This window comes from Bradyrhizobium sp. HKCCYLS20291 (assembly GCF_051167715.1).
In the GTDB taxonomy this organism is placed as follows: domain Bacteria; phylum Pseudomonadota; class Alphaproteobacteria; order Rhizobiales; family Xanthobacteraceae; genus Bradyrhizobium.
In genome coordinates, this window is record NZ_JBNPTO010000012.1 from 207,498 (window position 1) to 229,600 (window position 22,103).

The 22,103-nt window shown below is 65.7% G+C and carries 17 protein-coding genes; 10 read left to right on the forward strand and 7 right to left on the reverse strand.

Going from position 1 to position 22,103, the window contains the following annotated elements; all coding sequences use genetic code 11:
* Positions 1-343 precede the first annotated feature (343 nt).
* Together ACQR07_RS24935 and ACQR07_RS24940 are read right to left on the reverse strand one after the other, a co-directional pair.
* Positions 344-739, reverse strand: coding sequence for a helix-turn-helix domain-containing protein (locus tag ACQR07_RS24935; protein ID WP_012042961.1), 396 nt, complete (start codon positions 737-739; stop codon positions 344-346).
* A 7-nt stretch (positions 740-746) separates the two neighbouring features.
* Positions 747-1,979 carry a LysR family transcriptional regulator gene (locus ACQR07_RS24940; protein WP_434904762.1) on the reverse strand — a complete coding sequence of 411 codons (1,233 nt, stop codon included), beginning with the start codon at positions 1,977-1,979 and terminating at the stop codon, positions 747-749.
* A 561-nt stretch (positions 1,980-2,540) separates the two neighbouring features.
* Here ACQR07_RS24940 and ACQR07_RS24945 point away from each other — a divergent pair.
* Positions 2,541-2,786, forward strand: a complete 246-nt coding sequence (locus ACQR07_RS24945; RefSeq protein WP_434868448.1) for a hypothetical protein — start codon at positions 2,541-2,543, stop codon at positions 2,784-2,786.
* A 295-nt stretch (positions 2,787-3,081) separates the two neighbouring features.
* The gene (locus ACQR07_RS24950) at positions 3,082-3,816 is read left to right on the forward strand and encodes a cytochrome c biogenesis CcdA family protein (protein WP_434904763.1); all 735 of its coding nucleotides are present in this window, start codon (positions 3,082-3,084) and stop codon (positions 3,814-3,816) included.
* A gap of 19 nt (positions 3,817-3,835) precedes the next feature.
* Here ACQR07_RS24950 and ACQR07_RS24955 read toward each other — a convergent pair whose 3' ends face one another.
* Both ACQR07_RS24955 and ACQR07_RS24960 read right to left on the reverse strand, forming a co-directional pair.
* Positions 3,836-5,353, reverse strand: coding sequence for a sensor histidine kinase (locus ACQR07_RS24955; RefSeq protein WP_434904764.1), 1,518 nt, complete (start codon positions 5,351-5,353; stop codon positions 3,836-3,838).
* Between the two features lie 237 nt (positions 5,354-5,590).
* Complete coding sequence (locus tag ACQR07_RS24960; RefSeq protein ID WP_434904765.1) at positions 5,591-6,865, reverse strand: serine hydrolase domain-containing protein; 1,275 nt, start codon at positions 6,863-6,865, stop codon at positions 5,591-5,593.
* Positions 6,866-7,423: 558 nt separating this feature from the next.
* Between ACQR07_RS24960 and ACQR07_RS24965 the strand changes: the two genes are divergently transcribed.
* From ACQR07_RS24965 to ACQR07_RS25000, 8 genes are all read left to right on the forward strand, one after another.
* Entirely contained in the window at positions 7,424-8,740 is a 1,317-nt protein-coding gene (locus ACQR07_RS24965) for a CmpA/NrtA family ABC transporter substrate-binding protein (protein ID WP_434904766.1), read from the forward strand.
* A gap of 64 nt (positions 8,741-8,804) precedes the next feature.
* Entirely contained in the window at positions 8,805-9,713 is a 909-nt protein-coding gene (gene ntrB / locus ACQR07_RS24970; RefSeq protein ID WP_434904767.1) for a nitrate ABC transporter permease, read from the forward strand.
* A gap of 11 nt (positions 9,714-9,724) precedes the next feature.
* Positions 9,725-10,519 carry an ABC transporter ATP-binding protein gene (locus tag ACQR07_RS24975; RefSeq protein WP_434904786.1) on the forward strand — a complete coding sequence of 265 codons (795 nt, stop codon included), beginning with the start codon at positions 9,725-9,727 and terminating at the stop codon, positions 10,517-10,519.
* Positions 10,520-10,573: 54 nt separating this feature from the next.
* A complete protein-coding gene (locus tag ACQR07_RS24980; RefSeq protein ID WP_434904768.1) occupies positions 10,574-11,788 on the forward strand; it encodes an NAD(P)/FAD-dependent oxidoreductase in 1,215 nt (404 codons plus the stop codon).
* Positions 11,789-11,807: 19 nt separating this feature from the next.
* Positions 11,808-14,501: a nitrate reductase gene (locus tag ACQR07_RS24985; protein WP_434904769.1), complete on the forward strand. Its 2,694-nt coding sequence runs from the start codon at positions 11,808-11,810 to the stop codon at positions 14,499-14,501.
* A gap of 102 nt (positions 14,502-14,603) precedes the next feature.
* The gene (locus ACQR07_RS24990; RefSeq protein ID WP_434904770.1) at positions 14,604-15,443 is read left to right on the forward strand and encodes an aldo/keto reductase; all 840 of its coding nucleotides are present in this window, start codon (positions 14,604-14,606) and stop codon (positions 15,441-15,443) included.
* A gap of 215 nt (positions 15,444-15,658) precedes the next feature.
* Positions 15,659-16,612 carry a DMT family transporter gene (locus tag ACQR07_RS24995; RefSeq protein ID WP_434904787.1) on the forward strand — a complete coding sequence of 318 codons (954 nt, stop codon included), beginning with the start codon at positions 15,659-15,661 and terminating at the stop codon, positions 16,610-16,612.
* A gap of 105 nt (positions 16,613-16,717) precedes the next feature.
* Positions 16,718-17,890, forward strand: a complete 1,173-nt coding sequence (locus ACQR07_RS25000; RefSeq protein ID WP_434904771.1) for a fumarylacetoacetate hydrolase family protein — start codon at positions 16,718-16,720, stop codon at positions 17,888-17,890.
* A gap of 207 nt (positions 17,891-18,097) precedes the next feature.
* Here ACQR07_RS25000 and ACQR07_RS25005 read toward each other — a convergent pair whose 3' ends face one another.
* From ACQR07_RS25005 to ACQR07_RS25015, 3 genes are all read right to left on the reverse strand, one after another.
* Entirely contained in the window at positions 18,098-19,372 is a 1,275-nt protein-coding gene (locus ACQR07_RS25005) for a 2Fe-2S iron-sulfur cluster-binding protein (RefSeq protein WP_434904772.1), read from the reverse strand.
* Positions 19,373-19,423: 51 nt separating this feature from the next.
* Positions 19,424-20,602: a ferredoxin gene (locus ACQR07_RS25010; protein ID WP_434904773.1), complete on the reverse strand. Its 1,179-nt coding sequence runs from the start codon at positions 20,600-20,602 to the stop codon at positions 19,424-19,426.
* Between the two features lie 597 nt (positions 20,603-21,199).
* The gene (locus tag ACQR07_RS25015; protein ID WP_434904774.1) at positions 21,200-21,583 is read right to left on the reverse strand and encodes a hypothetical protein; all 384 of its coding nucleotides are present in this window, start codon (positions 21,581-21,583) and stop codon (positions 21,200-21,202) included.
* Positions 21,584-22,103 lie beyond the last annotated feature (520 nt).

A 22,103-nucleotide genomic window follows, 5' to 3' on the forward strand; every position in this document is an offset into this window, starting at 1 on the left:
GCGCCTGTCGGCTGGCATAACCGAATCGCAGTTCTGGGATGGGATCAGGCGGTAACGTGAGGGCCGTGGCTCCGCCACCGGCGCGCATACATCTTCATGCCGCCACTTCCTATGACGGCAGAGAAAACACCATTGGCAGCCGCGCGGCTTCCGCAGGGCGCTGAGGTTGGACCCGACGCTGGCCGCGTCGATCCACCGACGTGACAAAGCGAGGTCGGGCACTGCTAGAACCGTGAACCCCGCCCGAGCTGGCTGGCCGCCTGGCGCCCCCAAGTTGCGCCCTCGAGCGATGATGGCCCACGTCCATCAGGAGACTCGTCTGAACCGATCAGACGGCCGTGCCTTACTCTTCGTTTGCTGCAATCGATTCCATCAGGGCAACAAGCTGACGTTGCACCGTCTGGTCCTTGATCTTGCTATAGGCGCGCAGCAACCGCAGGCTGAAAGCCGAGTCCAGGAACAGCAGGCTCTCGACTTCACGAGCCTTGTTGTCGCCGTCGTAGAAGAACGTGACGGGCACGTCGAGCGCGGTCGCGATCTGCTGCAGGCGCGCAGCGCCGACGCGATTGACGCCCTTTTCGTACTTCTGCACCTGCTGGAAGCTCACACCGAGCTTTTCGCCGAGCTCTGCCTGCGAGATCTTCTGCTCGACGCGACGCAAGCGGATCCGCTTGCCAAGCTCAATGTCGGGCTTGCCGGCACTGCGCTGCTTCATCTTCTTTGCCGCTGATTTATTCATACTGATTTTACCGTCCTTCCATCGGAAATCCCCCGAATAGATGGGTCAGGGGTTCACCCATATATACTGTTTTAAGTTGCTGTGGATGAATGAATTCGTCTTTAAACCACGGGTATTTGCCAGGGTTAAAAGCCTCCACCAGCCAGTCGATCATGTGGCGCACCCTAGGGATGCGTCCGGTGGTGGCATGGTAAGATAGCCAGATATCGTAGGACCACTTGAGGTCGACCTCAAGCGGTACGATCTTCCCGCCCAGCGCACTCGCATAGGTTGGGAATACCCCGATACCGGCGCCATGGGCGACGGCCCAATAATTGGCGCTCGACACGTTGGTGGTCATGGCGATCAGGTCTCGCTGATCATGACCGGGGAAGATGCTGGCGAACGCTTCATTGGCGGCGGCCTCGTCGGCGACCTGCAGAACCAAGCGATGTTTGACGAGATCGTCAATCGTCTTTGGTATGCCGTACGCCTCCAAATATCTTTCGCTCGCGAAGCACATCAGGTGCATGCGGCCCAGCCGGACCAGCTTGACGTCGAGCGCGGCCGGCCGCGACAGATGGATGGCCACATCGGCCTCGTGCCGCGACACGTCGGCCGAGCGCATCGCGCAATACAGGTCGACATTCACGTTCGGGAAGCTCTGCTGAAACTCGACCAGGCGGGGAGCGAGCCAGAAGGTGCCGAGCCCTTCCGTCACGGCGACTCGAACCTCGCCTGATGCAGCGCCGGCCAGTCCATCGCCCGAACGCAACAGCTCGAACGAAGCGGCTTCCATGCGCTCGACCGCCGAGACCACCAACGCGCCTTCGTCGGTCAGGCGGGCACCGTGCACGTCGCGAGTGAACAGCGTCGCGCCGATCTGGCGCTCGAAATCATCGATGCGCCGGCGTACGGCGTTGATCGAGAGCGTGAGACGCTCGGCAGCGGAGCGGAAGCTGCCGGCGCGCACGACTTCCAGAAAGATTCGCGCGGCATCCCAATCGGTCAGGCTCGCCAGAGTCGGCTTGCCCGCGACAGCCTTCGCCGGCGCAACTCGGCCGGGCGCGGCTCGGCCGACTGGCTTTGCGGCCGGCGACTGCGATGCGTTGACTGCACCTGTATCGGCCGTCTGATCACTATTGGGTGCATTCGGAGCAATGGACGGGTCACCGGACTGCGCCGAAACGTCCGCGGTACGTGACCCGGCTACCTCTTGGCGTTCCTTCTGAGGAACGCCCCGTTCCGCCGCAACGCGCATACAAGCTCTCTCCGGCTGCTAGAGTGGTCCCGATGAACTACGGAAGTCTCCGATACGTTGCCATGGGTAGAGTGAGAACAGTCGGACAGTCGAAAACAGTGGATTGGTCGAGAACAGTGGATTGGTCGAGATATTGACGTTCGACACGTGTGCTCTGCAGCAGGGGACGCCGGTTGCAGAAGTTCGGCACAACACGCCGAGTAGCACGTGGACACGCGGAGCGCGAGTCGAACGCAGCATCGACGGTTTTTGCCTCGACTGCAATGAAATGGTATTCGAAGATGGCCGGCGGTCATGCTATCTGTATGAACGCTTGGTAGCGCCGACTCTTCAAATGCCGTGTTCGATAGATGGTCGTGCGGTGATGGGGTGACAGTCGGCGTGCCGACCGCGATGATGGGCGGAAGGAATGTTCGACGCGCGTGTCGGGTGCGCATGGGGGCATGCGCTATGAGGAACGAGATGATGCATCTGGAAGCCATCCGCGGGGCGGGACTGTCTCGGCTCCATTTCGTCAGAAGCTAGAACGGAACGACGCCTGTGGCCAATTCAGACGAACAAATGCTTGCGGTGCTGGCAACTCTGGAGCAATGCCGCGCGGCCCTCGTTGCGGCGGGGAATCGCGAATCGGCGCACATGGTCTCGGTTGCGATCCTCGACCTTCGCATGAAGCTCAACAGTCTCAGCGAAGACGACCTCAAATCGTTGTGCGACGAAATGGTGCAAGCTGATAACCCCGATAAGCTGCGTGATCCGAAGCTGCAGCCCGGACAGCGACGCCCGCCGCTGCTCCGAGTCGTCAAATAGCACAATTCGCTATGCGCACAAAGGTGCATTTAGCTTCAACGTGATTTGATGAGCTGACCGGTACGAGCGAGCAACGCAGCTCGCGCTTCCAATCTCCCCCCTTTGCGGCAGCGGCCGCGCCAAAAAAGGCCGGTGTGGCGGCGGCGACGTCTCGCCGTCTCCTGAGCGGGTCAGCTGCAGCCGTTCGGTTCCCGGCCGTAACTTCGGCGCCTCTGTTGCGTATTCCGGATATCGGCGGCATGAAGCAGTCATGCTGCGGCGCCTCGATCGGCGCGGCGCCACGAGCGGGAATAGCATGATTCAGAACGTATCGATTCCGGCCGCGTTCATCGCCGGCCTGGTCAGCTTCCTGTCCCCCTGCGTGCTGCCGCTGGTCCCTCCCTATCTCGTCTATCTGACCGGTGCGACGATCGAGCACATCGAGAGCGAAGAGGCGCCGGCCGTGTCCCGCCGCGCGGTGATGCTGTCCGCGGCGCTGTTCGTGCTCGGCTTCTCTACGGTGTTCGTGATGCTGGGCGCGAGCGCCTCCGAGATCGGCCAGCACCTCCGCGCCTGGTCGGCCGAGCTGTCCATTTTGGCCGGCATCATCATCATCATCATGGGCCTGCACTTCCTCGGTCTGACCCGGATCGGCATCCTGATGCGCGAGGGCCGCCTGCCGATCCCGAAGCCGGTAAGCCTGTGGGGCGCCTATGTCATGGGGCTCGCCTTCGCGTTCGGCTGGACGCCGTGCATCGGGCCGATCCTCGCCGCGATCCTTTCGATCGCTGCGGCCAAGGCCTCGGTGGCCGAAGGAGCCTGGCTACTCGCCATCTACTCGGCGGGCCTCGGCATTCCGTTCTTGGTCGCCGCCTTCATGATCGAGCAGTTCTCGGCGCTGTTCATGCGGATGCGCGGCCACCTGGTGAATGTCGAGCGCGCCATGGGCGTGCTGATGGTCGCCACCGGCATCGGCTTCCTGACCGGCGCCGTGTCCACCTTCAGCATCTGGCTGCTCGAGACCTTCCCGGCTCTGCAGAAGTTCGGCTGACGCGCCCTGTTGCGCCCGGTCAGTCGGCGAGCGTGAAGGTGATGGTGTAGATGACGCCGGGCGGCAGGAAGTCGACGGTCGCTTCGCCGCCGAGTTGATCGCGCGCGCTGCGCTCGATCAGGCGGGAGCCGAAGCCGCGCTGGATCGGCGCCGAGACGATCGGGCCGCCGGTCTCCCGCCATACCAGCCGCAGCCGCGCCGGCAGCTTCTTCGCTGCGTCGGCTTCGCTCAGGAGCTCCCACGACAGGTCGACCGTTCCGCTGTCGTTGGACAGCGCGCCGTATTTGGCGGCATTGGTCGCAATCTCGTGCACGATCATCGACAGCACCACGGCGAGCCGCGGCGACAGCGCCACCTTGGGCCCCGTGATGCGGATGCGTTCGGGATTGTTCAGGCGGTAGGGCTTGAGCACGCGCCCGATCACGTCATCGAGCTCGGACCCCTGCCATTTCTCCTTGCTGAGGAGATTGTGGGCCTCGGCGAGCGCACCAAGCCGGCCCTCGAACTTGTCGCGCTCGAAACGGCTGGCGCTGCGGAAGGTCTGCACAGCGATCGCCTGCAGGATCGCCAGCGTGTTCTTGACGCGATGGTTGAGCTCCTCGATCAGCAGGTCATGCAGCATCTCGGCGCGTGCGATCGTCGTCGCCATCCGCACCGCGAAGGCAAGACCGATCGCCAGCATGATGCCGCCGATCAGGCTGGTGATGGCGAGATTGCGCCACAGCGGTGCGACCAGCGAGGCCTCGCTGATGCCGGCGCCGATGATCCAGCCAGTCAAGGTCGAGTGGGTGAAGCTCGACAGCAGCGGCTGGCCTTCCAGCGAGAGGCTCGACAGCGTCGCCTCGTGCTCGCTCATCATGCGGTCATAGACCGAGGTCGAGGCCTGCTTGCCGAACGTCTCGGCGAGATTGGGCACACGAGCGAACACGGTTGCCTTGCGGTCGAGCAGCGACAGGGTCCAGTCGGCGCTCGGACGCTGCTTCTCTAACAGGGTCTGAAACATCTCGAGCGGCGGGCTGAACGAGATGTCGTAGATGACCTCTCCGTTGCGAAACACCGGCACCTCGACGGTCACGATCAGCTTCTTCTTCACGACGCCGTAGAACAGGTCGGAATATTGCGGCTGCCGGGTCTCGAACACCCGCTCGGTGATCTCGCGGTTGCCGCGCAGCGGCAGGTGGGCCGTGTCGGTGCTTGCCGAGGAGAAGAACTGGCGGCCGCTGCGATCGGCCACCACGATCGTGCCGTCCCGGCCGTACTGCTCCAGGAAGCCCATGGCGATCGGCCGGAAGCGCTCGAAGTCTCCGTTGGTCAGGGCATCGGTGAGCGCCAGCACCTGGACGCCGCCGGTCATGCGCTGCATCTCGGCATCGAGCGTCAGGCGGATGCTGCGCACCGTCTCCAGCACCCGCTGTCGCGCGTCGCTGCGGTCCTGCATGTAGTTGTGGAAGACGATGCCGCTGGCAAACAGGATGAGCGGAAGCGTGGTCCCCGCGACCAGAAGAGCAAGCCGGACCGGCAGGGAGAGCTTTGGCAAGGAGGCCCCGTTGAGGTCGCGTTTCGGATCGCCGGTGGGACGAGAAAAAGAGACGTGGGCTCGGTGCGATGGGCAGGCCGCGATTGGATATCAGGCTGGAGCGGCTGCGTTCGCAATGGCTCTGCGGTTGCAGCCGTTCACATCGTCGTCAGCATCGGAACGCGGCCGCGGCGAGCCAAGCTCGCTGCGCGGTGATCTCCCGGTTCCGGCAGCGGATTCGGCGCCACACTCCCGCTGCTACAGATTGCTCTCGCTGATCGCGGCATAGACCATGGTGCGCAGCTCGCGCCGGATCGGATAGGCGCTCGACGGCAGCACCTGGGTCATGAAGATCGTGATCAGCTCTTCGGTCGGATCGATCCAGAACGCGGTCGAGGCCGCGCCACCCCAGGCATATTCGCCGGGGCTGCCGGCGATCAGCGTCTTCGCCGGATCCATCGTCACCGAGAAGCCGATACCGAAACCGATGCCGTTGTAGGCGGCTTCGGCAAACATCGAGCGCGACAGCGCCGGCAGATCGACGCCGCCGGGCAGATGGTTCGACGTCATCAGCTTCAGCGTCTTCGGCCCGAGCAGCCGGACGCCGCCGAGCTCGCCGCCATTGATCAGGGCGCGGCAGAAGGTGAGATAGTCGGCCGTCGTCGCGCACAGGCCGCCGCCGCCGGAGATGAAGTGGGGCGGGGTGAGGAAGGTGCTGGTGGCCGGATCATCCTGCAGGGTCAGGCCGCCCTTGCGGTCGGCCGCATGAAACGACAGGCTACCTGCAGGATCGGCCGAGTAGCACGCGGCGAACCGGTGCGCCTTCGATGCGGGGACGTGGAAGTCGGTGTCGGCCATCCCGAGCGGATCGAAGATGCGCTCCTTCAGAAACTGCTCGAACGGCTTGTCCGCGATCTTGCCGACGAGATAGCCGACGACGTCGGTGGAGACCGAGTAGTTCCAGGCCTCGCCGGGTGAGAACTCCAGCGGAATCTTCGCCAGATCGTCGATCATCGATTGCAGCGTGCCCGCCTTCTCCACAGCACCGATCTTGGCGTCGCGATAGGCGGCATCGACGTTGGAGCGCTGCTGGAAACCGTAGGTGAGGCCGGAGGTGTGGCGCAGCAGGTCGATGATCAGCATCGGCCGCGTCGGCGGCCGGCTGAGGAAGGCCGGCGCCGTGCCGGCGACGAACACGCCGAGATTCTTCCACTCCGGAATGTATTTGGCGACGGGTTCGTCGAGCGCGACCTTGCCTTCCTCGACCAGCATCATGAAGGCGACCGAGGTGATCGGCTTGGTCATCGAATAGATGCGGTAGATCGTGTCGTCCCTGACCGGCACCTTGCGTTCGACGTCGGCATAGCCGAGCGAGCTCGCATGCACGATCTTGCCGCGGCGGTAGACCATGAGCTGGGTGCCTGGAAAGCGGCCGGCATCCACATAGCGCTGCTTCAGATGCGCATCGATGCGCTCGAGCGCGGCTTTCGACATGCCGACGGTTTCGGGCGAGGCGGGTGTCGGGGCGAGCATCAGGCGTCTCCGCGGTCTTTGTCTTGGTTTTGTTGGCCCGATGCGCGTCGCGTTATCGGAGGCGCGCATCTCAGGGTGGAGGGGTGATAGCCGAAATCGCCAGCCCTTCCAATGGCGGCTGCCGTGCGCGAAGCAGCACTTCGTCAAAGGTGAACTCACATGCTGCGGGCCAGTCCGGCCTTGCCGGACCATGCTCACGAGAGCTCGGTTTGTGGGAGCCTTTGCCAGCTTCGGGCGGGTCCGCCCACTTTTTGTGCAACGCACAGGAAGTGGGCGAATCGCAAATTTTAGGTGCGGTGGCACGCGTCCGAAGCCTCCGGCTGCTTCGCCTAGGCCTTTGATTATCCAAGGCCTATTCCGTGATCGATCCTTGGCACGAAGCTTGAATAGATGGTTCCGACGCCATCGATGCCGTCTGCGCAATCCCCATCCGACATCTGACGCTGCCCCTCCGAGGCCGCCCTCGGAACGCGCACCTATGCGCAGGGCTGAACAGCGATTGGCAGGAGGGGATTTTCAACCGATCGAGCGCTTTTCACACAAGGGACGACAGCACTCATGACGAAGACGACCAATCCTGCTCGCCGTGGCGGTCTCAGCCGCCGCCAGCTTCTCAAGGCCGGTGCCGGCACCGCGGCGCTGCTCGCGGCTGCGAAGCTGGGCTTTCCCGGCGGAGCTTTTGCTCAGGGAGCAGGGCCGGAAGTCACCGCGGCGAAGCTCGGCTTCATCGCGCTCAGCGATGCCGGCCCGCTGTTCGTCGCCAAGGACAAGGGCATCTTCGCCAAATACGGCATGCCCGATGTCGACGTGCAGAAGCAGGCTTCGTGGGGCACGACGCGAGACAATCTCGTGCTCGGCTCCGAAGGCAACGGCATCGACGGCGCGCACATCCTGACGCCGATGCCGTACCTGATCTCGTCCGGCAAGGTGACGCAGAACAACCAGCCGACGCCGATGTACATCCTGGCTCGGCTCAATCTCGATGCGCAGTGCATCTCGGTCGCCAAGGAATATGCCGATCTCAAGCTCAGCCTCGACACCGCGCCGTTCAAGGCGGCGCTGGAGAAGAAGAAGGCCTCCGGCAAGTCCGTGAAGGCGGCGATGACCTTCCCCGGCGGCACCCACGATCTCTGGATCCGCTACTGGCTCGCCGCCGGCGGCATCGACCCCGACAAGGACATCGAGACCATCGTGGTGCCGCCGCCGCAGATGGTGGCCAACATGAAGGTCGGCACCATGGACTGCTTCTGTGTCGGCGAGCCGTGGAACGCGCAGCTCGTCAACCAGGGCATCGGCTACACCGCGGTGACCACCGGCGAGATCTGGAATAAGCATCCCGAGAAGTCTTTCGCGATGCGCGCCGCCTTCGTCGACAAATATCCCAAGGCTGCGAAGGCGCTGACCATGGCGGTCATGGAAGCCCAGCAGTGGTGCGACAAGATGGAGAACAAGCAGGAGCTTGCGACCATCATGGCCAAGCGGCAGTGGATGAACTGCCCGGTCGAGGACGTCGCCGGGCGCACCGCCGGTAAGTTCGACTACGGCACCGGCAAGGTGGTCGAGAACTCGCCGCACATCATGAAGTACTGGCGCGACTTCGCCTCCTATCCGTTCCAGAGCCATGACCTCTGGTTCATCACGGAGGACATCCGCTGGGGCAAGTACGAAGCCGGCTTCGACGCCAAGTCGCTGATCGCCAAGGTCAACCGCGAGGACATCTGGCGCGAGGCCGCCAAGGAGATGAACGTCGCTGCCGCCGAGATTCCGACCTCGAAGTCGCGCGGCAAGGAGACGTTCTTCGACGGCAAGGTGTTCGATCCGGAAGATCCCGCTGCCTACCTGAAGTCGCTGTCGATCAAGCGCGTCGACGTCTGATCAGGACTGTCGCCGCGCGCGTGAACCGCGCGCGGCTCCTCTCATTGCACGGAGAAAGCTTCCGATGTCCATGCCAGCGTTGACCAATGATCACGCACCGAAGGTCTTGCCGATCGCGTCCCCGTCCGTTTCCGCGTCCATCGTCGCGATGACGCCGAAGCAGCCGCCGAGAGCGGAGCGCTATGTGAAGATGGCCCGCGAGGTCGCGGTACGCGTCGTGCCGCCACTGATCGTTTTGGCGCTGTTCATGCTGATCTGGGAGCTGCTCTGCCGCCGCTCCGGATCAGCGCTGCCGCCGCCGTCGCGTGTGTTTGCCGATACCCGCGAGTTGATCTTCGATCCGTTCTTCGATCATGGCGGCATCGACAAGGGCCTGTTCTGGCACCTCGAGGCCAGCATTCGCCGCGTCGCGATCGGCTATGCCATCGCCGCTGTCGTCGGCGTTGCGCTGGGTACCCTGATCGGCCAGTCGGTGTGGGCGATGCGCGGCCTCGATCCGATCTTCCAGGTGCTGCGCACCATCCCGCCGCTCGCCTGGCTGCCGCTGTCGCTCGCGGCGTTCCGCGACGGCCAGCCGTCGGCGATCTTCGTCATCTTCATCACCTCGGTGTGGCCGATCATCATCAACACCGCGGTGGGCATCCGCAACATCCCGCAGGACTATCGCAACGTTGCCGCTGTCGTGCAGCTCAATCCGCTGGAATTCTTCGCCAAGATCATGATCCCGGCGGCCGCGCCCTACATCTTCACCGGCCTGCGCATCGGCATTGGCCTGTCCTGGCTCGCCATCGTCGCCGCGGAAATGCTGATCGGCGGCGTCGGCATCGGCTTCTTCATCTGGGACGCGTGGAATTCCTCGCATATCAGCGAGATCATCCTGGCGCTGTTCTATGTCGGCATCATCGGCTTCGTGCTCGACCGCCTGATCGCGGTGGTCGGCAAGATCGTCACCCGCGGCACCGCGACGAACTGAGAGGGATAGAGATCATGGCCTATCTGAAGCTCGACCACGTCGACAAGGTCTTCACCCGCGGCGCGGCGACCACCGAGGTGCTCAAGGACATCAACCTCTCGATCGAAAAGGGAGAGTATGTCTCGATCATCGGCCATTCCGGCTGCGGCAAGTCGACGATGCTCAACATCGTCGCCGGCCTCACCACGGCCACCACCGGCGGCGTGCTGCTGGAGGAGCGCGAGGTCAATTCGCCCGGACCGGACCGCGCCGTCGTGTTCCAGAACCACAGCCTGCTGCCCTGGCTCACCGTCTATGAGAACGTGCGGCTCGGCGTCGACAAGGTGTTCAGCAAGACCAAGACCCGTGCCGAGCGCGACGCCTGGACCATGCACAATCTCAACCTGGTGCAGATGGCCCACGCCAAGGACAAGCGCCCGAACGAGATCTCCGGCGGCATGAAGCAGCGTGTCGGCATTGCGCGTGCGCTCGCGATGGAGCCGAAGGTGCTGCTGCTCGACGAGCCGTTCGGCGCGCTCGACGCGCTGACGCGGGCGCATCTGCAGGACTCGGTGATGGCGCTGCATCAGAAGCTCGGCAACACCATCCTGATGATCACGCATGATGTCGACGAGGCCGTGCTGCTGTCGGACCGCATCGTGATGATGACCAACGGCCCGAGCGCGCATATCGGCGAGGTGCTCGAGGTCGCGCTGCCGCGTCCGCGCAAGCGGCTCGATCTCGCGACCAACCCGACCTACGTCAAGTGCCGCCAGCGCGTGCTGGAGTTCCTCTACGAGCGGCACCGCTTCGTCGAAGCGGCCTAATCAGCCGGCCTTCGAAGAGTGGTCTACCACTCTTCGCCCTGGGGAGGTGAGACCTTGAGTGAACCGCTCGTCATCGTCGGCAACGGCATGGCCGCCGCGAAGCTGGTCGAGGAGCTGTCGCAGACGGCGCTCGGCCGCTACGCCATCGCCGTCATCGGCGAGGAGCCGCGGCTGGCCTATAATCGCGTGCTGCTGTCGTCGGTGCTGGCCGGTGAGGCGGCGTCGCACGAGATCGAGCTCAGGCCGGCCGCCTGGTGGCGGGCGCGCGGCGTGACGTTGAAATATGGCGCACGCGTCACGGCCATCGACGTCGGCCGCCGCGAGTTGCAGATCGCAAACGATGAGAACGTCGCGTTCTCCCGCCTGGTGCTCGCCACCGGGTCGCTGCCGCTGCGGCTTCCGGTGCCCGGTGCCGATCTGCCGGGCGTGCATACGTTCCGCGACAGCCGCGACACCGACGTGCTGCTGACCCTCGCGGCAAAGAAGGCGCGGGTGGTGGTCGTCGGCGGCGGGCTGCTCGGGCTGGAGGCCGCCTATGGCCTGGCGCGCGCCGGCGCCAAGGTGACGCTGCTGCATCTGATGGACCGGCTGATGGAGCGGCAGCTCGATGTACCCGCGGCGGCGCTGCTGAAGGTGCTGGTCGAGCGCAAGGGCATCGAGGTGCTGCTGCAGGCGAGCACGGCCGCGATCCATGGCGCGGCCCGTGTCGAGAGTGTCGAGCTCGCCGACGGACGCCGGATCGCCGCCGACGCGGTGATCTTTGCAGCCGGAATCAAGCCCAATGTCGCGCTCGCGAAAGAGGCGGGGCTCGCGGTCAACCGCGGCATCGTCGTCGACGACGCGATGCAGACGTCGGCACCCGGTATCTTCGCGCTCGGCGAATGCGCCGAGCATCGCGGCACATGCTACGGCCTGGTCGAGCCCGCCTATGAGCAGGCGCGGGTGCTGGCGCGGCATCTCGCCGGGCGCAAGGCGGCCTATGGCGGCAGCATCGTCTCGACCAACCTGAAAGTGTCTGGCGTGTCGGTGTTCTCGGCCGGCGACTTCGTCGGCGGCGAGGGCAGCGAGGCCATCGTGCTCAACGATGCCAGGCGCGGCATCTACAAGAAGCTCGTGATCGCCGATGGCCGGCTCGCCGGCGCCGTGCTGATCGGCGACACCCAGGATGCGCTCTGGTATCGCGACCTGATCCGCGCCCGCGAGCCGGTCGCGTCGATCCGGACCGAGATGATGTTCGGCCGCGCGGGGGCGCGGCCGCGGGCAGCGTGAGAAGGGGCCACGCACGACCATGACCACAGTCGATCCGAAGCTGCGCACGGTGCGCACCGCCTGTCCCTACTGTGGTGTCGGCTGCGGCGTGCTGGCGACGCCCGACGGCAGCGGCGGCGCCGCTATATCGGGTGATCCCGCGCATCCGGCCAATCTCGGTCGTCTCTGCTCGAAGGGCTCGGCGCTCGGCGAGACGCTCGGGCTCGATAGTCGCCTGCTGTATCCGATGATCCGCTGCAAGCACGGCATGGAGCGGGTGGCGTGGAGCGATGCGCTCGACCACGTCGCGACGCGGATGAAGCACATCGTTGCCCGCGACGGCGAGGACGCGGTGGCCTTCTATCTGTCCGGCCAGATGCTGACCGAGGATTACTACGTCGCCAACAAGCTGATGAAGGGGTTTCTCGGCTCGGCCAATGTCGACACCAATTCGCGGCTGTGCATGGCGTCCTCGGTCGCCGGCCATCGCCGCGCGTTCGGCGCCGACACCGTGCCCGGCAGCTATGAGGATCTCGATCAGGCCGACCTTCTGGTGTTCGTCGGCAGCAATGCAGCGTGGTGCCACCCGGTGCTGTACCAGCGCATGCTGGCCAACAAGCAGAATCGCGGCGCCAAATTCGTCGTCGTCGATCCGCGCCGTACGGACACGTCGAGCGAGGCCGATCTGTTCCTCGGGCTGAGGCCCGGCACCGACGCCGCGCTGTTCTCCGGCCTGCTGGTGCATCTCGCCGACAGCGGCGCGCTCGATCGCGACTATATTGCGGCTCACACGGTGGGCTTCGACGAGACGCTTGCGCGGGCGCGCAATCTCGCCGGCAGCACGGCAGCGACCGCGCTTGCGACCGGCCTGTCCGAGGCGGACGTCGCCGCCTTCTTCAAGCTGTTCCGCGACACGCCAAAGGTCGTCACGCTGTATTCGCAGGGCGTCAACCAGTCGGCGCAGGGCACCGACAAGGTCAACGCGATTCTGAACTGCCATCTCGCCACGGCGCGCATCGGCAAGCCGGGCATGGGGCCGTTCTCGCTCACCGGCCAGCCCAACGCGATGGGCGGCCGCGAGGTCGGCGGGCTCGCCAACCAGCTCGCCGCGCATATGGGCTTCACGCCGCCGGACATCGATCGTATCAGACGCTTCTGGAACGCCTCCGACATCGCCACCCATGAAGGTCTCAAGGCGGTCGCGATGTTCGAGGCGATCGCGCGCGGCGAGATCAAGGCGCTGTGGGTGATCGGCACCAATCCGGCGGTGTCGCTGCCGGACGCCGATCTCGTCCGCGCCGCGCTCAAGAAACTCGAGCTGTTCGTCGTCTCCGAGAACGTCCGCTCCAACGACACCGTGGACGTCGGCGCCCATGTGCTGCTGCCGGCGCAGGCCTGGGGCGAGAAGTCGGGCACCGTCACCAACTCCGAGCGCCGCATCTCGCGGCAGCGCGCCTTCATGGCGCCGGCCGGCGAGGCCAAGCCGGATTGGTGGATCCTGAGCGAGGTCGGCAAGCGGCTCGGCCATGGCGCGGCCTTCAACTACACCTCCGCCGCGGACGTGTTCCGTGAGCATGCCGCGCTGTCGGCGTTCGAGAACGACGGCAGCCGCGATTTCGACATCGGCGCGCTGGCGACGCTGAGCGACGACGAATACGAGACGATGGCCCCGGTGCAGTGGCCGGCGCCTGCGGGCAAGCCGCCAACGCCGCGCTTCTTTGCCGACGGCGCGTTCTACACGAACGATCGCAAGGCGCGCTTCGTCGCGCCCGAGGTGCCAGCGCTGCGCAGCGAGACCAATGCCGCGCGTCCGCTCCGGCTGAACACCGGACGCATCCGCGACCAGTGGCACACGATGACGCGCACGGGCCTCAGCCCGCGTCTCGGCGCGCATCTGCCGGAGCCGTTCGTCGAGGTGCATCCGGACGACGCGCTGCGCTACGGCCTGACGCCCGACGGCTTCGCCAAGGTCACCACCGAGCACGGCCAGTGCATCCTCAAGGTCGTCGTCAGCGAGCGCCAGCAGCGCGGCATGCTGTTCGCGCCGATCCATTGGAACGCGACCAATTCCTCGCATGGCCGCGTCGGCGCGCTGGTCGCCTCGCATGTCGATCCGTTCTCCGGGCAGCCCGAGGCCAAGGCGACGCCGGCCGCAATCAGTCCCTATGAGTACGTGTTCCGCGGCTTCATCCTGTCGCGCACCGAGCTCGCGCTGCCATCCCATCTGTGGTGGGCGCGCGCGACCGTGACCGGCGGCTTCGGCTATCTGTTCGCCGACAATGGCGACCTCATGCGCTGGCCGGCCTGGCTGAAGGCGCGCGCCACCGACGACGTCGCCGACTACATGGATGTCGGCGGCGGCGTCTATCGCGCCGCGTCGTTCGCCGGCGATCGCATCGCGACCTGTCTGTTCGTCGGGCCCGGCCACGATGCCGGCGATTGGAACATCGTCAAGACGATGTTCGCCACTGAGCGTCTCGACGACGAGCAGCGCCGCATGCTGCTGTCGGGACGCGCGCCCGACGGCACCGGCGGCGGCCCGATCGTCTGCGCCTGCTTCGGCGTCGGCCGCGACACGATCTGCGACGCCATCGCCGCCGGCGCGCGGACGCCTGCCGCGATCGGCGCGGCGCTCAAGGCGGGTACCAACTGCGGCTCGTGCATCCCCGAGATGAAGCGGCTGATCGCGCAGACGCCCGCGCAGGCGGAGGAGTCGGTGAAGGTGGCGAGCTAGCCAAGTCCGCACCTGAGACGATGGCGCAGCCCTCGTCACTGCGCTCGCAATGACGGAGTGAAGGCGTCGACGCCACGCGCGGCATCCTCTATGCTCGCTGCCATGAAGCACAAGCCATTCGGAACCGGCGGCGCCGGCGTGTCCGTGATCGGGCAGGGCACCTGGTATCTCGACCACGCCGACCGCAGGCGCGCCATCACCACGTTGCAGCGCGGGCTCGACTGCGGCATGAGCCACATCGACACCGCGGAGATGTATGGCGAGGCGGAGCTCGTCATTGCCGAGGCCATCGCCGGCCGCCGCGACGAGGTGTTCCTGGTTTCGAAGGTGCTGCCCAGCAACGCCTCGCGCAAGGGCACCATCACCGCCTGCGAGCGCTCGCTGAAGCGGCTGAGGACGGACCGGCTCGACTGCTACCTGCTGCATTGGCCGGGCTCGTATGCACTGGAGGACACCGTCGCTGCCTTCGAGCAGCTGAAGGCCGCCGGCAAGATCAAGTCCTGGGGCGTGAGCAATTTCGACATCGACGATCTCGACGAGCTGCTCGACGTCGCCGGCGAGGGCCAGATCGCCTGCAACCAGGTGCTCTATCATCTGCAGGAGCGCGCCATCGAGCACGCCGTGATCCCGTGGTGCGATCAGCATGGCGTCGCCGTGGTGGCGTACTCGCCGTTCGGCCATGATGATTTCCCCGAGCCGCGCAGTCCCGGCGGCGAGGTGCTGCAGCGCATTGCCGCGCAGCACGCAGCGACGCCGCGCCAGGTCGCGCTGGCCTTCCTGACGCGCGCGCCGTCGCTGCTCGCCATCCCCAAGGCCTCACGGCCGGAGCACGCCGAGCAGAACGCCGCCGCCGGCGGAATCGCGCTGACCGAGGCTGATATCGCCGTGATTGATCGCGCGTTCCCACGCGGGCCGAAGCCGCGCGGTCTGCCGATGTTGTGATGCAGCATCACATGTTGTGATGCGGCATCACGGAGTATTACGGATGTTTGCTACCGCGGCGCGTGGCAACGCATAAGTGCTGCCCGCTTTAGGCGGGTTGTCGTTGCGGCGCATTTGGCGTTTTGTCGCCTCTCACCGATTCGCTTCGCATTCCAATTCCGAGTTCGACCGTGACCCCGCCCCCCAGCGCGGCTGCCGCCGCGCGGCTCGACGATATGCCGAGCGCGCTCCAGGACAAGCCGCAAGATCAGCACAAGCGCGCGCCCGCCCGCGCCGACCGGCCATTCCACGGCATCGCGCTGATCCTGCTGTCGACCGTGTTCCTCGGCACCTCGGACGTCACGGCGAAATACCTGTCGAAGACGCTGCCCTCGATCGAGATCACCTGGATCCGCTTTTCCATCTTCGCGCTGATCATGGTGCCGGCGATGATCCCGGGCTCGCCGCTGTTTGCGATGCGCACCGAGCGGCCGAAGCTGCAGCTGCTGCGCGGCGTCGCGCTGCTCGGCTCGTCGCTGATGTTCATCACCGGTTTACGCTATCTGCCGATCGCGGAGGCCTCGGCCACCGGCTTCGTCGCGCCGCTGTTCGTCACCGCGCTGTCGATCGTCTTCCTCAGTGAGAAGGTCGGCCTGCGCCGCTGGATCGCGACCGCGGTCGGCCTGTTCGGCGTGCTGGTCATTCTCCGCCCCGGCACCGGCGCCTTCCATCTCGCCGCGCTGTTCCCGATCGCCTCGGCGTTCGCCTGGGCCTGTACCCTGATCATGACGCGCATGATGAGTGGTCGCGAGCATGCCATCACCATCATGACCTATTCGTCGATCGCCGGCGTCTGCCTGCTCACGGCGATGGTGCCGTTCGTCTGGGTCACGCCGTCCTGGCAGGACATCGGCTTCGGCGTGCTGGTCGGCGTCGCCTCGACGATGGGACAGTGGATCGTCGTGCTGGCCTTCCGCTACGCGGACGCCTCGGTGCTGGCGCCGTTCTCCTACACCCAGCTGCTGTGGGTCAGCATTCTCGGCTTCCTGGTGTTCGGCGAGGTGCCGGATGTGTGGACCATCGTCGGCGCCGCCTTCATCGTCTCCAGCGGCCTCTACACCGCCCATCGCGAACGCGTCCGCCGTTCGCAATTGCTGCAGGTCGCCGGCGAGAGCTCGCCAAATCCGTGAGCCCGGCCCATCCCCGAACGGAATGAGACTGAGCGGCTTGGAGCCGGCGCAGGCCGATGCTAGGTGTGCCCTGACCAACGAGAAAAGCCAGGGGAGCACGCCGCCATGATCAACCTCACGCCCGAATCCGTCCTGCCCGACGACGGCACCAGCGGAACGCTGGTCGGCCGGATCTGGTGGCCCGATGTCGACGGCCCGGCCGTGGTCGCCGTTCGCGAGGACGGCGTGTTCGACGTCACCTCAGCTTTCCCCACCGTCACCGCGCTGTGCGAGCACGACGATCCGGCGGCCGCCCTGCGCGCGATGAAGGGCGAGCGCATCGGCGATCTCGCCGCCATCCTCGCCAACACCGCGCCGGACCGCCGCGATCCGGCAAAGCCGTGGCTGCTGGCCCCGGTCGATCTGCAGGTGCTCAAGGCCGCCGGCGTCACCTTCGCGATCTCGATGCTGGAGCGCGTCATCGAGGAGCGCGCGCGCGGCAATCCGGCCTCGGCCGAGGCGATCCGGACCGAGGTGGTGCGCCTGGTCGGCGACGATTTCTCCAAGCTCAAGCCCGGCTCCGACCAGGCGATGCACCTCAAGCAGGTGCTGATCGAGCAGAACGCCTGGAGCCAGTATCTCGAGGTCGGCATCGGCCCCGACGCCGAGGTCTTCACCAAGGCGCCGACGTTATCATCGGTCGGCACCGGCATGGATGCCGGGCTGCATCCGAAATCGACCTGGAACAATCCGGAGCCGGAGGTCGTGCTGATCGTGTCGAGCCGCGGCAACATCGTCGGCGCGACGCTCGGCAACGACGTGAACCTGCGCGACTTCGAGGGCCGCTCGGCGCTGCTGCTCTCCAAGGCCAAGGACAACAACGCCTCCTGCGCCATCGGCCCCTTGCTGCGCCTGTTCGACAAGAGCTTCACGCTGGACGACGTTCGCAAGATGGACGTCGCGCTCAACGTCAGAGGCAGCGACGGCTTCGTGCTCGACGGCCACTCCTCGATCTCGAAGATCAGCCGCGACCCGACCGATCTCGTCGCCCAGACCATCGGCACCGTGCATCAATATCCGGACGGTTTTGCGCTGTTCCTCGGCACGATGTTCGCGCCGGTGAAGGATCGCGACGCGCCGGGGCAGGGGTTCACGCACAAGCGCGACGACATCGTCACCATCTCCGCCCCGCAACTCGGCCGCCTCGTCAACCGCATGCGCAACAGCGACGAATGCGAGCCCTGGACCTTTGGTGTTGGTGCGCTGATGCGGAGTTTGGCAAGGCGCAAGCTGATTTGACGAGGAGCTGCCTCTCCACCTTCGGTGTCATTCCGGGGCGCGCGGAGCGCGAGCCCGGAATCCATACGCCGCAGCGGTCGTGGGTCCGTCGGCCTGAGTTGCCATCGCACTTCGACACGCAGGTTCGTGGTTATGGACTCCGGGCTCGCTCGCTATCGCGAGCGCCCCGGAGTGACGACCGTTGATGACCGAGCCGTATGGGGCCTCTCACACATGCCCCGACGCCATCTGGTTGGCGGTGCGGCGAGGGCGGTCCTGCAGTTGGGGATCGCCGAGCGCGCGTTCGCGGACCAGCGACAGCGCGTGGTCGCGTTCGGCGGCCGCGCTGCGGCGGGGTTCGGGGCGGCGCGGGGCGAGATCGTCCTCGATCGGATCCTTCGGCACCAGCGACAGCGCGCGCTCGAACGGATCGAGCGAGCTGTCGCGGCTCTTGCCACTGTCGCGGCCCTTGCTGCTGTCGCGGCTCGGCTCCGGCTCGGGCGGCCGGCGCGCCACCAGCGTCTTGATGCGGCCGATCAGGCCGGACGGCGCCTCCGGCGGCGCCGAATCGAACGGATCGGCGTAGAACGTCGCGCCGGCCTTCTCGACCATGCCGGCGAGCGCGGTGACCATGCGCGGCGAGCCGCAGGCATAGACGACGTCGGAGGCCGTCAGCGTCGGCATGTGCGGCTCGATACGGCCGGTGCGGATCGACGGGTGGTTGATCGGGCCTTCCTCGACGGTCGGGATGATCGTGACGTTGGGCATCCGCGCCAGCTGCGCGAGAATCGGCGTCATGTAGAGCTGCGGCAGCTTCTTGGCGCCGGCGATGATGACCATGGGACGGCTGCGCTGCTCGCGCAGCGCCATCGCCGCGATTGCCCAGATCGGTGCGAAGCCGGTGCCGCTGCCGGCGAGGACGAGGCGGCCGGCGCCGCCGGGACGAAGGAAGGCATGGCCATACGGCCCCTGGATGCGCAGCCGGTGGCCGGGGCGGATGCCGCTGCCGAGCGCTTGCGTGACGCGACCGCCGCGCACCTTCTTGATGTTGAGATGGAGGACGCGGCCGCCGATGCGGCCGTCGAACGAAGCGGTCGGGCTGTAGGCGCGCGCCGGATAGCCGGCGAAGGTGAACTTGAAGTACTGCCCGGGCAGATAGCTGATGCTCTTCTCGGGTGCGATCATCAGCTCCATGATGTCGGGCGCGACCTCGCGCAGGCCCACCAGCCGCGCCTTGCTGATATCGATCTCCGGCACGTCCTCGACGTCGACGTCGAGGTCCGAGACGACGCGCGCCTGGCACGCATAGATCATGCCCTGCGTATGCGTCTCGCCGCACACCGTCTGGCCCTTGGCGACGTGAACCATGCAGGTGCCGCAGGTGCCGGCGCGGCAGTCGAACGGAATCTCGACGCCGTTGGCGAGCGCGCCATCGAGCAGCACGTCACCCGCGCGGACGCGGAACTGGCGGCCTTTGACGGTGACGGTCCTGAAGTTCGACATGGTTTACTCCTCGATCGAAGACGCTGTGACGGTGGGGAAGATCGTGCCGGATCACGTGCCGGGTGAGACGCGGATCAGATTCTTGTTGGCCGTGCTCTCGAACCGGCTCGACCAGTAGTTCGACGCCATCACCGGCCGCTTCAGCCAGCTCACCTTCGGCGAGCGCAGCACCAGGAACCAGAAGAAGAACGGCGTCGTGACGAGGTGCGAGACCAGCGGAAACCAGTCCGGCAGCAGCGACGCCGGGCCGGGCAGGCGGTACCAGTAGTAGGTGCTGATCGCGGCTGCCGCGAAGATGCGATGCATCTTGGTCCGCGTGGCCGGCTTGTAGCGCAGCACGTGCTCGCCGATCTTGAAGATGACGTAGCTGACGATGGCGGCCACGAACGGCCAGGCATAGGCGGTGATGATCTCGGGCTGCCCGACCTGCTCCGGCGGATAGTCTGGCACCTGGAACCAGCCCCAGACGAAGCCCGGAAAACTGCCGGTCAGGAAGTTGCCGAGGAACTGCTGCACCTTGGTGGGCACGCCCGCGGTCGGCGTCAGCTCCGGCGTCGAGTCCGGGCACGGATTGCTGCAGGCCTCGCAGATGTTGCAGCGGGCGTTCTTGAACGTCAGGGCCGGGTTGGTGCCGTAGAGCCGCTCGACAGGATGGATCGGGCACAGCGAGGTGCACCAGCCCGAGCGCATCTCGAACACCGAGCCCATCGCGAACGCCATGAACGCGGCCGACAGCAGCATCAGCGCCGTCAGCGGCCCGTCGACATTCAGCCCGATGCGCCGCATCGGCACGACGATGAACAGCATGGTCACGCTGATCACCGCGAGCGTCGCCGCGCCCCATTCCGGCATGCGGATGTTCTGCGAGATGCCCAACTTGTTCGGCAGCAGATGAAAGGTCGCCATCGGGCAGATGTTGCGCCACAGGCCGGGCGAGATCGTCACCAGCGCCGGCGCGACCGGAATCAGGAGATTCCACATCAGCGCGATGCCGAGCGGAGGAAAGAACAGCAGCAGGTTCACCAGGAGAACGCCGACGACCAGCAGGACCGTCTGCATCGTCAGCCAGAACCGCCGCTCCGCCCGCCCGGTGCTGCGGCTGCCGGGCTGTGCGGCCGGCTGATAGCGGGCGGGAGCCACCTTGACCGCCACATGCGTGAGCGGCCGGGCGTCTCCATACTGCGAAGCGTAGTCGTATCGGGACGAACGTTGAGCGCTGTTGTTCTGCATTGCTTTCCAGGTCGCGAGTTGGTCTTCACGATCGCGCTGACGTCACGGTTACAGGGGCGGAGTTGTTAGTCTCGCAATCCCTGTGACTCCGTGCCGCAGCGCATGCTGTGCCGCAGAATCTGACGGCGAGATGTGGCGCTTTTTGACGGCCAATATGGACGTCCCTGGGCCATGCTGCGGTCGGCCTGCGGCCGTTTGATCTGGATCAAATCGAGGAACATCAAGGATTTGATCGGGTCGACGGTGATTATTAGCACTCGTTTGATCTGGATCAATGACGGCCTTGGTCGTGACAGATCGCAGGCGTGAATAAGGCGATGAGTCTGCGGGCCTCATCGCTGGCCTCACGGTTCGAGACGGCGCTTCGCGCCTCCTCCGTCCAGAGTTGCTGCTTTGAAAATCGGAGTTGTGTGCCTGTCCATCTCCGCGTCGTCATGGCCGGGCGTGTCCCGGCCATCCACGTCGTTCGGCAGACTGAGGGCGACGTGGATGCCCGGGACAAGCCCGGGCATGACGGAGTCACTGATTGGCAGCATCGTTGAGAGTGACAATTCCGTGCGGTTGTGCATTTCGCTATGCGACTGCTCGTCGGGCAAATCAGGTCTCGCGCGAAAATCCTGTCCAGCCCTGCTGCGAAAAATAAACCGCTTGGCGAATTCGCAAAATCAGCATTACTGTCCCGCTCGTTCCGTTGCGTCGGAGGGGACGTATCGCGGTCGTCATGGACGTCGGCAGCGGAATGCGATGGGCGTGTGTCGTTGCAGCGTGATCAGTCGCGCCGACGAACGACGATGCACGCACGGTCAAGTCGCGCGGTCCTGGCACCCCGAAGCTGGTGTCCCGCGTCATGTGCTGATAGCGCATGGCGCGCACGGTGGCCAAAAGCCGGTGCACCGGGGAGAATGCGAAGCAGCCGTCAAAACCGTCGCGCAGGGAGGGCCGGGCGTTCTCGGCCAGACCTGTGGTACCTGCCGCCTGCATTTTTTTCGCAGGCGGGCCACGGGCGCGGCCAGCGCCCGGCCTTCCCTGCGCCCTTCATCTTACGGAGGGCGATGAGATCAGCACAACTCGGGCGCAAGGCGTCGCGAGACGGCGAATGCGTGGGATGATCCCGATGCCCCTTCGTCGCGCCCTTGTTACTCCGTGCTCGTGTTGACCAACAGTCGCGCTCCGAATTCCGCCGTCGTCCCGGCGAACGCCGGGACCCATAACCCCAGGGAGAAGATGTTGCGCGAGATGTTGCTCCAGTCTTGTCTCACCACGACCGCCGCGGCGTATGGGTCCAGGCGTTCGCCGGGACGACACCTGAGAATGCGGAGACAGGCCGCCTCACACCTGCAGCGCTTTGACATCGAAGAGGTCAACGCGGTCGCGCCGCCCAGCTCTCCGCTGTCGTCCTGGACAAGCGTGCGTAGCACGCGCCGATCCGGGACCCATAACCCCAGGGAGACGTTGTTGCGCGAGATGTTGGACCAGCCTTGTCTCACCACGACTGCTGCGG